The following is a 13,997-nucleotide window of genomic DNA, read 5'->3' as shown; positions in this document are numbered from 1 at the left end:
CGTGAAATCCGTGAAATCCTCTTAAATCCGTGATCGCCATTACCCATTATTCTCCCCTATTATTTAACATGACCTTAATTCGTATTGTTCCCTCCTGGGAAATTTCTGAAAATCAAATAACACCCGAGTCTGTTTTTATGAATCGTCGTCGGTTTATGAAAAACTTAATTGGGGCAGGATTAACGGCATCGGTGCTATCATTAACTGGATGTAAGTCTACCTCAAAAACCGAAAACCTAGGCAATAATTTAGTCCAAGAGATTTCTGATTTTAGCAAAAATCCTAATTTTGTTAAGGTCAATCGTCCCATTACAGCAGAAGATTTAGCAACAAAACATAATAATTTTTATGAGTATGGCGGAACTAAGTCTATTTGGCAAGCCGCCCAAGCCTTACCGTTAGAAGATTGGAAAGTTGAGGTTTCAGGATTAGTTAAAAATCCGACAACATATACTTTAGATGATCTTCAAAAAAAATTCCCCCTAGAAGAACGAATTTATCGGTTTCGTTGTGTTGAAGCCTGGGCGATGGTTGTGCCTTGGTTGGGGTTTCCAATGCGGGCATTAATGGCGGCGGTTGAACCTAATTCCGAGGCTAAATTTGTCCGGTTTACCTCTTTTTATGATCCTAAAATTACCACTGGGCCAGGATTTTGGGCTAATGGTTATCCTTGGCCTTATACAGAGGGATTACGGATTGAGGAAATGGCAAATGATTTAGCCTTTTTTGCCGTAGGAATGTATGGGAAAACTCTCCCTAAACAAAATGGCGCTCCTTTACGGATGGTGCTCCCTTGGAAATATGGATTTAAGGGGGCAAAATCCATTGTTAAAATTGAATTTTTAAATCAACAACCCGCAACTTTTTGGAATACTTTAGGCCCGGATGAATATGGTTTCGAGGCGAATGTTAATCCAAATAAACCCCATCCCCGTTGGTCACAAGCTACGGAAAGAATTGTTAGCAGTAAGCCTAGTTTTTCTTGGGAAAAACAGCCAACTTTACCCTATAATGGTTATGGTGAATATGTTGCTAGTCTTTATTCTTAATAAGTAGTTAACCAAAGTTAATTACATAACTAGCAAGTAATTATTTATACTAAAAAAACACTCTAAATCTCAAAAATCCGTGATATTATTGAAAGAAATGAATCTCGAAATGTTAAAACTTTTAAACAGAATTTAAGTTGCTCAAGCCAATTTCCTCAAGTCAGAAAGCGGTTAATTAATCCTTAACTATGGCATAGGAAAATCTTTTCAAATTGGCGATGTGTTATCTACCCTCGTAGGCGATCGCGAAACTATGATATGATGCACTCGCTTTGTTGATTCTGTCCATAAAAGACAGATCACCATGTTTAGTGATGGTGTTAGGATTCAAGCCTCGGATTGTCCGGCAATGACCGACGACATCTTAGAATCCCTTTTTGGTGTGGCTGTGGGAGTGTCAAACCTTGACCCAAATTCAATTGTTAATTAAGGTTTTTAGCGTGTCACGAATGGGAAAAACTCTATTTTTGCGTTGGTTAATGCCCGGTTTAGTCAGCTTTTTTATCCTGACCTCTCCCGCCAAAGCAGCCAGTCTGCAATCTTGGCAATTTGAAAGCTCTCAAAACCGCCTCAGCTTTACAACCGATGGGGGGGTACAACCCAAAGCTCAACTGCTCTCCAACCCCACACGATTAGTCATTGATTTGCCTGGAACCAGTTTAGGGGGTGTCAACCGTCAACAATTAATTGGGGGAGCCATTCGGGAAATTCGAGTGGGTCAAGTCGATAACCAAACTACTCGAATTGTGGTGGAATTGGTTGATGGTTATACTCTCGATCCTCAAGGAGTCCAATTTCGGGGGATTTCCCCGACTCAATGGACGGTACAACTACCCTCGCCTCAAGCTGTCGGCACACCTGCTTCCGCTCCCGTAGCAGCAGCAACCCGTCCTTCCCTACCTTTACCTCAAACCCCGCCCGTCAGACCCGTCGCTCCAGCACCTGCTCGTTTACCGGCTCCACTACCTCAACAGACCGTTAATCGTTCTATTTCCCAGCAGCCTCAAACCACCTTAGCTCAAGTTGAGGTGCGGGATAACGGGATTGTGCTGCATACTACGGGCAAAATGGCTGATATTGAATTTAAACAAAGTCAAGATCGAAGTTGGATGACTTTGGATATTCTAGGTGCCACCTTAGCAGCCCGTTCAAACGGAACTGGAAAACAGGTCAACCGAGATGGAGTGACGGTTTCTCAAGTCACCCAACTCTCAAATAACCCCCCAGTCGTTCGGGTCACCATGAGCACCCCAAAACGGAGTCAAAATTGGCAAGCTCGGTCATCGGCTGGAGGGGTAGCGGTTTGGCCCCAGGGAAGCACTCCCCCCGCCGTCCAATTGTCCGGGGGCTTTGCAAAAATTCGTTCCGTTGAAATTCGTAACCAACAACTTCTCATTCAATCCGATCAGCCCCTGAACTATAGTAGTGGTTGGGATAATGAAACTCAGTCCTATAGTATTACGTTTTTCTCCGCAGCCTTGGCTGAAGGTGTTGCCTTACCCCAAAGACAGGTCGGAAGTCCGATTATTTGGACAAGGGTACGTCAGGAAGATCCCCAAACCTTTACCCTGTTAATCAAACCAGCAACTCGAATTGAAGTGGGACAAATTAGCCAAGGGAGTCCTCAACAGTTGGCTTTAGCTTTTGTGGGGGAAGGGCTAGGGGTGAGGGCGGGTAACCCTGTTGCTACGGTTCCGGCTCCCACACCTCGACCCTTTCCTCCAAGAACGAATACCAATCCAGCACCCTTTCCGCCTCGTTCTAATCCTCCTCAAACCAATAGAAATCCCTTTCCTTTTCCCCCTACTCAGGTTAACCCCCCCTCTAATAATCCGATTCCAAATGGTCGGGCGGTGGTCATTATTGATCCTGGACATGGGGGCAGTGATGCCGGGGCTGTGGGTGTGGGAGGACTGCGAGAAAAAGATGTGGTATTCTCAATTTCTCAACAGGTGGCGCAGATTTTGCAGCAAAATGGAGTACAGGCGGTGATGACTCGTTTGGATGATCGCACCGTTGAGTTAGAACCCCGGGTGGATATGGCTAATCGCATAAATGCGACCTTATTTGTCAGTATTCACGCCAATGCAGCTACGAATGCGGCGGCTAGTGGGATTGAAACCTATTACTACAGCAGTGGTGCCCGTCTGGCTCAATATGTTCAAAACAGTATAATGGCAAGTTTTTCACAACTGCCGAATCGGGGTATTAAGACCGCTCGTTTTTATGTGCTGCGAAATAGCTCAATGCCTTCGATATTAGTGGAAACGGGATTTGTGACTAATAATTATGATTCCTATATGTTGGGTGATCCGGCCCAACGCAGTCGCATGGCCCAAGCGATCGCCCAGGGGGTTCTTCAATATTTAAGGGATAATCGATATTAAATTAAAAGGTTGAAGGTTGACTGTTAATAGTGAACCTTCAACTTTTCAAAGATTAACTTCTCATTTCAATGCTTCTGCACCACCAACTACTTCCAAAAGTTCTTGGGTAATGGAAGCCTGACGAGCTTTGTTGTAGGATAAGGTCAAAGATTTAATTAAATCTCCAGCATTTTCACTCGCATTACTCATCGCAGTCATCCGGGCGGCTAACTCACTGGCGATGGATTCTTGCCAAGCGCGTAACAATTGGTTGGTTAAAAATAAAGGCAATAACGCATCCAAAATTTGGGCGGGATCTTGTTCAAAAATCATATCTCTTGGTAAATCCGTGAGAGTGTTTTTGACTTTCTCCCGTGTGACCTCAAATTGACCATTTTTAGTCGTTAAACGGAAAATCTCATCATCTTGAGGTTCCAACCCTTGAGTATCAAGGGGTAACAGGGTTTGAATTACCGGACGAGAAGCAATTAACGAAACAAATTTCGTATAAATTAACTCAATCCGATCCAATTCACCTGATAAAAATAAATCCAGAAGATTGTCCGCAGAATCCCGTACTTTATCTAAGGCTGGATTTTTTTCGGGATTTTCTACCGTAGCGCGAATAGGAGTATCCCGTCTTTGGAAATATTGAATTGCTTTGCGTCCTACTAATAAATAGGTGCATTCAATACCTTCGGCTTCTAACTCTTTAGCGCGAGTTTCAGCCCTTTTAATCACACTGCTATTATAAGTACCGCACAGGCCACGATTACCAGCAATTACCAGTAATCCTACCTTTTTAACTTCCCTTTGTTTGAGCAGAGGTAAATCTGCTTCTTCAAATTTTAAACGGGATTGTAAACCATAAAGAATTCCGGCTAATCGATCAGCAAAGGGGCGGGATGCCAAGACTTGTTCCTGGGCACGACGCACTTTGGCTGAAGCAACTAGACGCATCGCTTCTGTGATTTTTTTGGTATTTTTAACCGAATCAATGCGATCGCGGATCGCTTTTAAATTTGACATAGTTTTGTCTATAGCAGGGAACAGGGAACGGGGAACAGGTTTCACCAGTCAAGGTTGGCTGCATCAGTCTTTGTCAAACACTTTTCTGGCGACTGCTCTATCACCCAACAGTTAAAGAGTCAACAGTGAACAGTATTTTAACTTTTCACTGATCACCCTTAACTCTTTCACTGATAAATGATATCTACTAGCTGATTAAGCAGAGACTAAAAAGGTTTGTTTGAACTCATTGATTCCTTCTTTCAGCAGACCTTCAGCTTCGTCATCAAGGACTTTTTTGCCTTGAACGATTTCGACATATTTGGGTTTGCTATTTTTCAGATATTCCCGCAGTCCAATGGCAAAGGCAACGATTTTTTCAACAGGAACCTCATCGAGATAACCGTTAATTCCAGCGTAAATTACCGCCACCTGTTCAAATAATTGCAGGGGAGAATTTTGGGACTGTTTTAACAATTCTTGTAGACGTTTGCCCCGTTCCAATTGGTTACGGGTGGCTTGGTCTAAATCGGAGGCAAACTGGGAGAAGGCTGCTAACTCAGCATATTGAGCTAACTCCAACTTCACTTTCCCGGCCACTTTCTTCATGGCTTTGGTTTGAGCCGCCGAACCCACCCGGGATACGGAAATCCCGGCGTTCACCGCCGGACGTAAACCGGAGTTAAATAAGTCGGAGGAGAGGAATATCTGACCGTCGGTAATCGAAATCACGTTAGTCGGAATGTAAGCCGAAACGTCACCCGCTTGGGTTTCGATGATCGGTAATGCCGTCATACTGCCACTGCCGAGTTCGTCGTTCAGTTTCGCAGCCCGCTCTAATAAACGAGAATGGAGATAGAACACATCCCCAGGATAGGCTTCCCGTCCGGGAGGACGACGGAGTAACAGGGACATTTGACGGTAGGCTTGGGCCTGTTTAGATAAGTCATCATAGATGACCAGGGTGTGTTTGCCCTTGTACATGAAATACTCGGCGATGGTTGCCCCAGTATAGGGAGCCAGGTATTGCAGGGTAGCGGATTCACTAGCACTGGCGGCCACAACGACGGTATAGGCCATCGCGCCTTTTTCTTCCAGGGTTGCCACCACCTGAGACACCGTAGAGGCTTTCTGACCAATAGCAACATAGACGCAGATCACGTCTTCGCCCTGTTGGTTAATGATGGTGTCAATGGCGATGGAGGTTTTTCCGGTTTGACGGTCACCAATAATTAATTCCCGTTGACCCCGACCGATGGGGATCATGGAGTCAATGGCGGTGATCCCGGTTTGCATGGGTTCGCACACGGAACGACGCTCGATAATCCCAGGGGCTGGGGATTCTAATAAGCGAGTTTCAGTGGTTTTGGGATCGCCTTTACCATCAATTGGACGGGCTAAGGCATCAACAACTCGGCCTAACATGGCGTCCCCAACGGGGATTTGAGCAATTCTTCCGGTGGCGGTGACGGCGGAACCCTCTTGGATCTCCCGACCTTCACCCATTAATACTGCACCGACGTTATCTTCTTCTAGGTTGAGAGCAATACCAATAGTACCGTCGGCAAATTCTAACAGTTCCCCAGACATGGCTTTATCTAAGCCATAAATCCGGGCGATACCGTCACCGACTTGCAGAACAGTCCCGACGTTGGTTTCTTTAACGTCTTGGTCGTACTGTTCAATTTGCTGCTGAATAATGCTACTAATTTCGTCAGGTCTGATCGCTACCATTGTTCTTGTCAGTAGTTAAAGGTTATAAGTTAAAAAAAGATCCCCGACATGATCATGACGGGTCACAACAATTATTGGGATAATTTCATCCCAATACGGCGTAGTTGTCCGCGCAAACTGGCATCTACTACGCGAGATCCAACTTTAATAATCACACCGCCCAACAGATCCGGATCGACTGTGGTGGCAATTTCCACTTGTCGAGCATTGGTCATAGCCTTGACTTTCTCTGAAAGAGTAGTCAATTGTGCCTCTGTTAACGGATAAACGGAAGTGATTTCTGCCAAAACCGTTTGATTCAGTTTCCGCAGTAACACTAAATACTGTTTAGCAATTTCCTCTAGGAATAAAATCCGTCCTCGATCCACTAACAGCATCAAGAAATTCCGCAATGCGGGATTAACTTCATCAGCCGTGATCCTTTGCAGAATGGCTTTTTTATCCTGGGGTTTCACCACAGGACTTCCTAAAAAGGTTTTTAATTCTGCGGAATTGTCTAGTAATTCTAGTAATGAGCGAATGTCATTACCGAATTCCTCGGTTAAATTTCTTGATTGAGCCACGGACATTAACGCCGAGGCGTAAGGCTCAATAATTTGTCCGGCGATCGCACTCATATTCAACCTCCGAGCAGAGCTAGACTCTGATCAATTAAGCGTTCCTGAACATTGTCATTCAGATGCTGTTTGAGTTGAGATTCTGCCAGTTCAATGGCTTGAGTAGCTATCTGAGAACGCAGTTGAGAGATCACCTGTTCCCGATCTGAATCTAACTCTTGGCTGGCGGTTGCCTTCATCCGGGCCACATCTTCGGCAGCTTTGGCTAGAATTGAATCTCTAACCGTTTTTGCCCGTTCTTCGGCTTCGGCTAAAATCCGTTGCGCGTCGGTTTGGGCTGCGGTTAATTTCTGTTGTTGTTCTGCCAGAGATGCTTCGGCTTGTTGTTGACGCTGTTCAGCTTCTTTAATGGCTTCTTCAATGGTAGAGCGTCTTTCATTTAGGATTTTTCCTAAAAAGCCGCGCCCAAAGTAAACCAGCACAACAATCAGAATGCCTAGGTTAATTAGGTTGGTCTCAAGAATATTGGTATTAATACCAATCCCACGGGAGCCAGCTTCTGTGGCTAGTAATAAAACAGTCTCCATGATGTTCTTCTCATAAATGCAAGGCTTAAGTTTTAACCTCCGATGTCGGGTGTTAGAATCTAGCCTAGGCTGTCTTCAAATGGGAATTTTCTCGTAATTTAACAAGCTGATCACAAGTTTGTTTTCAGCTTTAGCGCAGCCAAGATTATCTAACTAACTCAGCCCCTAATAATTTTTCTAAAATTTGGCGACTGAGAGGTTCAACTTGTTGTTCTAAAGCTTGCAGGGCTTGTTGTTTTTCCTGCTCAATTTCTTGAGCCGCTATTTCTCTCAATTTTTGCGCTTCTTGTAAGGCTTCACCAACTTTTCCAGAGGCAATTTTTTGAGCTTCTGCTTGAGCTTTTACAATGATCGCTTGAGCTTTTTTACGAGTTTCTGCTAACTCTAATTCATACTGATGGGCTAATTTTTCAGCTTTAGCCAGACGTTCTTTGGCGTTGACTTCGTTCTCGCGGATATAATCCGCCCGTTCATCAATCGCCTTTCCTAATGGTTTATAAAAAACCTGGTTCAAAATCACTGCCAGAACTAAGAACTGTACCGCCATTAAAGGCAGGGTTGCATCCAGATCAAAAAGTCCTCCTTCTTTGGCAGCTTCTTCAACCGCAAATAGAATTGTCCCGTGCATTATTGTCCCTTGAATAGTTTCATCAAGATGGATTTTAGACTTAGATTTTAGATGATCTGAAACCTAAAACCTAAAATCCATGTTTTGGATTACTGTTTAGGCGAAGGGGTTGGCAAACAGTAATACCAGAGAAACCACTAAACCATAAATGGTCAGTGCTTCCATGAAGGCTAAACTTAACAGTAAAGTCCCACGAATTTTACCTTCTGCTTCGGGTTGACGAGCAATCCCTTCCACTGCTTGACCAGCAGCAATACCTTGACCAATTCCAGGGCCAATCGCGCCTAAACCAATAGCTAAAGCAGCAGCAACAACGGAAGCAGCAGCAATTAGTGGATTCATGATAATTTTCTTCCTTCTAAATACAAAAGAGTTAACAAACAATCAGTTAGACAAAGTGAAATCAATCCCGATCAGCATTGATAAAATTAGGAGGTTTGAAGAAAATATTTTTCTTCTTTGTCCCGTTACAAATGCCAAATTCGTTAGATGGATTGGGGTTCCCAAAACTTTATTTTACCAATAAAGGGGATTAAGTTTAACCCAACAACACATTTTAGAAAAATCAATCCCTAAAAAAAGAAATTTTAAAGTCTTTGTTTCTTTTCCTAGTCGTGATGTTCTCCGCCATGTCCTTCTAGGGCTTCACCAATATAGTTCGCCGCCAGTGTCGCAAAAATTAGGGCTTGAATGGCACTTAGGAATAAACCCAAAACCATTAGAGGCAGAGGAATAAACAGGGGTACCAGGAATACCAACACGGCGACCACCAGTTCATCCGCCAAAATGTTACCAAACAAACGGAAACTCAGGGAGAGGGGTTTGGTAAAATCTTCAATCACCCGAAATATAGCGAGAAACGCCATCGGTTGGGCGTAATCAGCAAAATAACCCACTAGGCCTTTTTTTCTGATTCCGGCGTAGAAATACGCTAAAGAAGTTAACAGTGCTAATGCCACTGTAGTATTGATATCGCTGGTGGGGGCTGCTAATTCACCTGAAGGCAGTTCGATCACCTTCCAAGGAATTAAAGCACCTGACCAGTTAGAGGCAAAGATGAATAAGAACAGTGTTCCAATGAAGGGAACCCAAGAACGATATTCTTTTTCCCCGATTTGATCTTTAGCTAGGTTGCGAATGAATTCTAGGACGTACTCCATAAAATTCTGCATCCCACTGGGAATTCGCTGCACGTTACTGCTGGCCAACACTGAGACGGTAATCAGCAAACCGATTACAAACCACGAAGTCAGAAAAATCTGACCATGCAGTTTTACACCGCCGACTTCCCAATAAAGGTGCTGGCCAACTTCTAAACTAGCGAGAGGGAGAGGATTGAAGGTGTTTAAGACAGTCAGCATTTCCATGTCCGTAGGCTTCCTCTACAGATTGAGGACTGGAGGATTCCGCGTTACTTATTTAGGCTTGGGGGTGAACACTGTGATTAGCACATACAACATGAGAGCTACTTTGTAGGTAAGAAATCCTAAAAAAATCGGTAGAATCTTTAGCTGATGTAATTGAGTGGCTACAATGATTACACCCGCGAGGATCAAGATCCGATTTTGGCTTAGTTTTTTCTTGCCCCTACCTAGTTTTTCTACATCTTTGCCGAGCATTCGCAAGTAGATTATGCCGACAGCCGCCCCAACTAAATAGTTTAGGGCGACATCCAGAGGATAGAAACAGCAAACTGCAACAAAAATTACCCCCGTAGCTGTGATCGTCATCAATAACAACTGGCGTTGCAATTGATCATACTCCAGCATAGAAGTGTCGGGTTCTACAGCAAGTTTAGACCCTGATTCTAGTGTTTCCTCTGCGTTTGTCATAGCTACTTGGACAGGTTCACCAATTTTTAGTTCAGCCACAACTCATTGATCGGAAATCCGAAAGCAACAGTTATAACTTTCTCTAAGTTCACGCACACAGCGTATAGCACGCTCTGCAAGCCAAAATGAATCATATCATGTTCTGTTCCCAGAACTTAAAACAAAATTAATGATCGCTGTTGACTAAATTGTAGTAAGCCCTTCAGGGCTTTCTTAACCATCAACCAACAACTCGCCTAATTTTCCAATGCAGCTTGAATATTCTGTTTAAGTGTGGTAATGACATCCTCAATGGCAATTTCCTGGGCATTGTGGGTGGCCCTTTCTACCAGTTCCACTTTACCCGATTTAATCGAACGTCCAGTTACAATCCGATAGGGAATCCCAATTAGATCGGCGTCTTTGAATTTTACCCCGGCTCGTTCATTCCGATCATCGAGGAGGGTTTCAATTCCGGCTTGGTTTAATTCCGTATAGAGTTTTTCGGCAATTTCCACCTGTTGAGCGTCGGTAATATTAGGAATGGCAATAATCACTTGATAGGGTGCGATCGCCACTGGCCAAATTATCCCATCTTTATCATAGGATTGTTCGACGGCCGATTGCGCTAACCGAGATACTCCCACCCCATAACATCCCATGACTAAGGGTAATTCTTCCCCGTCTTCATTGGTAAAAGTTGCTCCCATCGCCTGAGAATATTTAATCCCTAGTTGGAAAATATGACCGACTTCAATACCTCTCGCACTGTGTAAAATTTGGTTAGGATCATGAATAGCGCGATCGCCTTTTTGGGCTTTTCTAATATCTACAATACGTTTAGGTAAAGTAAATTCTTTGCCCCAATTTGCTCCTACAACGTGATATCCTGATTCATCCGCCCCGGTGACAAAATTCTTTAATTCCGATGCTGTTTGATCTACTATTCGTACAAATTTGCCATCATGGATACCCCCCTTATCCCAGGGGTTGCTAATATAATAATCGGGCAAACCTGGGGAAATATAGCCTAAAGGTAAAGGTTTTGTTGCCCATTTTTCTTGAGCTTCTTGATCAGGAACAATTAAAGATAATATCGTTTTTGCGCTAAATTCAGGGGCTAATTTTGTTAATTCATTTTGTAATTTAACTTCATTAACCTCCTGATCTCCCCGAATACTAATTAAAACTAAAACTTTTGTATCATTATCATAAACTACTTGATACAGAACATTTTTAACAATTTGTGTCGGAGAACAGTTCAGCAAATTTGCTAAGGTTTCAATGGTAGTAGTATTAGGAGTTTCTAACTTTTTATATTCTGAAAAAGCAGAAGATTCAGCATCAACGGGAAGGGATACGGCTTTTTCTGTATTAGCTGCATATTTGCCATCTTCAGTATAGAGAACTTCATCTTCTCCCGCTTCTGCTAATACCATAAATTCTTGCGAACCACTTCCCCCAATAGCTCCAGAATCAGCTTCTACCGCTCGATATTGTAACCCACAACGGGTTAACATATTACGATAGGCTTGATCCATATCTCGATAGGTTTTCTTCAAACTTTCTTCATCGCTATGGAAAGAATAACCATCTTTCATAATAAATTCCCGACCCCGCATTAACCCAAACCGAGGCCGAATTTCATCTCTAAATTTAGTTTGAATTTGATATAAATGAATCGGTAATTGTTGATGGGAACGGATCATATCTTTAGCAATAGTTGTAATTACCTCCTCATGGGTTGGCCCTAATGCTAATTCCCGCTTCCGACGGTCAGTTAGGGAAAACATAATTCCCTCCGCTTTGGTATAGGTATCCCAGCGCCCCGACTCGCGCCAAAGTTCGGCGGGTTGGACTTGGGGAAGTAGACATTCTTGGGCTCCGGTGGCGTTCATTTCTTCTCGGACAATTTGAGATACTTTTTGCAAAACTCGCCACATCAGGGGAAGATAGGCGTAAATTCCACTTCCAATACGGCGAATATATCCCGCCCGGACTAATAGTTTATGACTGGGAATTTCCGCTTCTTTGGGATCTTCGCGTAGGGTGACAAATAGCATTTTAGAGAGTCGCATTGTTATGTTTCCTAAAATTAAAGACTAATTTATTATTATCGCAGAATAGGGTTAAATTAGTATAATCTAATTTAAGGAACCACAAAGGCACTAAGACACTAAGAAATTAGAATGATCATTGCTGTGCTTAAAAACCTAGAAAACTAATTAATCCATCTTTGTTTTCTATACCTTATGGATTTTATTATTCTTTAATTCCTCCTAATTAATTTTAGGTGGAAATACTTTAGATAAATCTAAGGTTAAATCAGGAAAATAAGGTAAGTTTACAGACTGATTAGGTAAATAAATAAGTTTACTAAGATAACCAAAATCCCCTTGTGATTTTTGATAGGGTTCGCTATAACATTCTAAACAAAAATCAACTAAATTAAATATCCAATAATCGGTAATATTATTCTCGGCATAAACCGATAATTTTGTAGTCTGATCATAGTCTAAAGATGAATCAGAAATTTCAATCAAGAGTACAATATCTTCTGTATGGGGATGACTGCTCAAATAGTCATCTTCTTTATTTTTAAGAATTACAACATCTGGTTCAGGTTCACTATAGTTAGATAGAATAATCGGATCTTGACCCTGTAAAGTTGCACCATGACCAATTATGTTAGCTAATTCTCTAGCTAACCGTCTGTTGACAGTTGCGTGAAGCATTCCTTTTGCTGCCATTTCAATCATTTCTCCGCGAATGAGTTCAACTCTATCATCTTCTTGGAAAAAGCCTAATTCAGTTAGGCGGTGATAGTCTTCGATGGTAAATTTTTTAACGGTTGCGATCGCCATAATTTTAAGATTAATAATTTCTGGGTTTAATCTGATTATTTTCTGTTATTCCTAATTAATTTATTGTGAACGGAAATACTTTAGATAAATCTAAGGTTAAATCAGGAAAACACGCTAAGATGATAGACTCGTTAGGCAAATAAATCAATTTACTGCGATAACCAAACTCTCCTTGTAAGTTTTGATAGGGTTGACGATAATATTCTAAACAAAAATCGACTAAATTAAAAATCCAATAATCGGTAATATTATTCTCAGCATAAACCGATAATTTTGTAGTTTGATCATAGTCTAAAGATGAATCAGAAATTTCAATTAAGAGTAAAATATCTTCTGTATGGGGATGACCGTTTAAATAGTCATCTTCCCGATTTTTAACAATGACTCGATCGGGTTCCGGTTCACTATAGGATGATAAAATAATAGGTTGTTGTCCTCTTAAGGTTGCCCGGTCTCCAATGAGTTTGTATAGTTCTCGTTCTAAGCGAGTTTCACAAACAGAGTGGGAAGTTCCTTTTGCTGCCATTTCAATGATTTCTCCGCGAATGAGTTCAATTTTATCCTCTTTTTTGAAAAAGCCTAATTCAGTTAGGTGATGATAGTCTTCAATGGTAAATTTTTTAACAGTTGCGATCACCATAATTTTAAATATTAATCAGGATGATTAATTATAATTCAAGTTAAAAATTTATGCAATTGTTTGTTGAGTGGGCTATGCCCACCCAAAGTTTACCAAATAAAGGGAATTAAGCGAGTTGAGTTATTCTGATATTCTTGATAATTGGGATATTTTTCTGACATGGTTTTTTCTTTAGCAAAAATTCGCTGTAAATAAAGAATCAGAATAAACCCAGGAACAATATATGCCCAAGGAGAACCTGCTACAATTGCAAAACTTAGATAGCGTAGTAAATCCCCAAAATAGTTGATATTTCGAGAAAATCGCCAAATATTATCTTTAACTAACCCCTCACCATATTGTTTTGCTGTTAATTTCTGCACATCCGCCGCCGCATTAATTAAACTGCCAAAATAAAATAGAGGAATTGCAATAGCAACGGTAATAAAAGAAATGGGAATGGGATTGATAAAAGCTAAATATCCGGGTAAAGTGTATAAACATCCAACAATAATTACAGCTAATATCAATCCTACTACTCCTGTAGATTCAGTAAAAATTGCTTTTGATCGTTGAGGATAAAACCATTGTTCAATTAACCACCACAAACAATAACTAATGTGAAAACAGAGATAAATCACCTGTCGCCAGTCCTGAATTCCTAAGACTAAAGCAAAACCAATTAGTAGAATAATTGTTGTTGCTTTAGCAACATTAATGGCGGTTAATTGAGTCATTTCAAACGGAGAATTGGTTGTATTTTCCATATTTTTT

The 13,997-nt window shown here is 41.8% G+C and carries 14 protein-coding genes; 2 read left to right on the top strand and 12 right to left on the bottom strand.

All coding sequences use genetic code 11. The features are described 5' to 3' along the window. Positions 1-68 precede the first annotated feature (68 nt). Together msrP and AC559H_RS07640 are read left to right on the top strand one after the other, a co-directional pair. Positions 69-1,049, top strand: a complete 981-nt coding sequence (gene msrP / locus AC559H_RS07645) for a protein-methionine-sulfoxide reductase catalytic subunit MsrP (protein WP_026794198.1) — start codon at positions 69-71, stop codon at positions 1,047-1,049. A 404-nt stretch (positions 1,050-1,453) separates the two neighbouring features. Continuing rightward, entirely contained in the window at positions 1,454-3,436 is a 1,983-nt protein-coding gene (locus AC559H_RS07640) for an N-acetylmuramoyl-L-alanine amidase (protein ID WP_237745542.1), read from the top strand. 60 nt (positions 3,437-3,496) lie between these two features. Here AC559H_RS07640 and AC559H_RS07635 read toward each other — a convergent pair whose 3' ends face one another. The 12 genes from AC559H_RS07635 to AC559H_RS07580 all read right to left on the bottom strand — a co-directional run bounded on the left by AC559H_RS07635 (position 3,497) and on the right by AC559H_RS07580 (position 13,990). Then, entirely contained in the window at positions 3,497-4,444 is a 948-nt protein-coding gene (locus AC559H_RS07635; RefSeq protein ID WP_026786414.1) for a F0F1 ATP synthase subunit gamma, read from the bottom strand. Between the two features lie 195 nt (positions 4,445-4,639). Continuing rightward, positions 4,640-6,157: a F0F1 ATP synthase subunit alpha gene (atpA, locus tag AC559H_RS07630; RefSeq protein ID WP_026786415.1), complete on the bottom strand. Its 1,518-nt coding sequence runs from the start codon at positions 6,155-6,157 to the stop codon at positions 4,640-4,642. A gap of 71 nt (positions 6,158-6,228) precedes the next feature. Beyond that, positions 6,229-6,774 (bottom strand): ATP synthase F1 subunit delta, encoded by a 546-nt coding sequence (gene atpH / locus AC559H_RS07625; protein ID WP_026794196.1) that lies wholly within the window; start codon positions 6,772-6,774, stop codon positions 6,229-6,231. 2 nt (positions 6,775-6,776) lie between these two features. Then, complete coding sequence (locus tag AC559H_RS07620) at positions 6,777-7,301, bottom strand: F0F1 ATP synthase subunit B (RefSeq protein WP_026794195.1); 525 nt, start codon at positions 7,299-7,301, stop codon at positions 6,777-6,779. 145 nt (positions 7,302-7,446) lie between these two features. Then, positions 7,447-7,932 carry a F0F1 ATP synthase subunit B' gene (locus AC559H_RS07615; protein WP_026786418.1) on the bottom strand — a complete coding sequence of 162 codons (486 nt, stop codon included), beginning with the start codon at positions 7,930-7,932 and terminating at the stop codon, positions 7,447-7,449. A 93-nt stretch (positions 7,933-8,025) separates the two neighbouring features. Next, positions 8,026-8,271, bottom strand: a complete 246-nt coding sequence (atpE, locus tag AC559H_RS07610) for an ATP synthase F0 subunit C (RefSeq protein ID WP_026786419.1) — start codon at positions 8,269-8,271, stop codon at positions 8,026-8,028. A gap of 266 nt (positions 8,272-8,537) precedes the next feature. After that, entirely contained in the window at positions 8,538-9,296 is a 759-nt protein-coding gene (gene atpB, locus AC559H_RS07605) for a F0F1 ATP synthase subunit A (RefSeq protein ID WP_026786421.1), read from the bottom strand. A 48-nt stretch (positions 9,297-9,344) separates the two neighbouring features. Continuing rightward, positions 9,345-9,800, bottom strand: a complete 456-nt coding sequence (locus AC559H_RS07600; RefSeq protein WP_227350224.1) for an ATP synthase subunit I — start codon at positions 9,798-9,800, stop codon at positions 9,345-9,347. A gap of 197 nt (positions 9,801-9,997) precedes the next feature. Then, the gene (gene proS / locus AC559H_RS07595) at positions 9,998-11,818 is read right to left on the bottom strand and encodes a proline--tRNA ligase (protein WP_026794194.1); all 1,821 of its coding nucleotides are present in this window, start codon (positions 11,816-11,818) and stop codon (positions 9,998-10,000) included. Positions 11,819-12,019: 201 nt separating this feature from the next. After that, entirely contained in the window at positions 12,020-12,604 is a 585-nt protein-coding gene (locus tag AC559H_RS07590; protein WP_026794193.1) for a Uma2 family endonuclease, read from the bottom strand. Between the two features lie 55 nt (positions 12,605-12,659). After that, complete coding sequence (locus tag AC559H_RS07585) at positions 12,660-13,244, bottom strand: Uma2 family endonuclease (RefSeq protein ID WP_026794192.1); 585 nt, start codon at positions 13,242-13,244, stop codon at positions 12,660-12,662. A gap of 89 nt (positions 13,245-13,333) precedes the next feature. Then, on the bottom strand, positions 13,334-13,990 hold the full coding sequence (locus AC559H_RS07580) for a methyltransferase family protein (RefSeq protein WP_026794191.1): 657 nt from the start codon (positions 13,988-13,990) through the stop codon (positions 13,334-13,336). Between the last annotated feature and the right edge of the window lie 7 nt (positions 13,991-13,997).

The organism is Planktothrix prolifica NIVA-CYA 540 (genome assembly GCF_963864145.1).
GTDB classification, from domain to species: Bacteria; Cyanobacteriota; Cyanobacteriia; order Cyanobacteriales; family Microcoleaceae; genus Planktothrix; species Planktothrix agardhii.
This window is presented reverse-complemented; position numbering and strand designations above follow the sequence as displayed.

Excerpts from the sequence above, each read along its gene's own strand:
- AC559H_RS07620 (WP_026794195.1), bottom strand. The coding sequence starts at position 7,301 with ATGGAGACTGTTTTATTACTAGCCACAGAAGCTGGCTCCCGTGGGATT.
- AC559H_RS07635 (WP_026786414.1), bottom strand. The coding sequence starts at position 4,444 with ATGTCAAATTTAAAAGCGATCCGCGATCGCATTGATTCGGTTAAAAAT.
- atpH (WP_026794196.1), bottom strand. The coding sequence starts at position 6,774 with ATGAGTGCGATCGCCGGACAAATTATTGAGCCTTACGCCTCGGCGTTA.
- atpB (WP_026786421.1), bottom strand. The coding sequence starts at position 9,296 with ATGGAAATGCTGACTGTCTTAAACACCTTCAATCCTCTCCCTCTCGCT.
- atpE (WP_026786419.1), bottom strand. The coding sequence starts at position 8,271 with ATGAATCCACTAATTGCTGCTGCTTCCGTTGTTGCTGCTGCTTTAGCT.
- AC559H_RS07580 (WP_026794191.1), bottom strand. The coding sequence starts at position 13,990 with ATGGAAAATACAACCAATTCTCCGTTTGAAATGACTCAATTAACCGCC.
- atpA (WP_026786415.1), bottom strand. The coding sequence starts at position 6,157 with ATGGTAGCGATCAGACCTGACGAAATTAGTAGCATTATTCAGCAGCAA.
- proS (WP_026794194.1), bottom strand. The coding sequence starts at position 11,818 with ATGCGACTCTCTAAAATGCTATTTGTCACCCTACGCGAAGATCCCAAA.
- AC559H_RS07585 (WP_026794192.1), bottom strand. The coding sequence starts at position 13,244 with ATGGTGATCGCAACTGTTAAAAAATTTACCATTGAAGACTATCATCAC.
- AC559H_RS07590 (WP_026794193.1), bottom strand. The coding sequence starts at position 12,604 with ATGGCGATCGCAACCGTTAAAAAATTTACCATCGAAGACTATCACCGC.
- msrP (WP_026794198.1), top strand. The coding sequence starts at position 69 with ATGACCTTAATTCGTATTGTTCCCTCCTGGGAAATTTCTGAAAATCAA.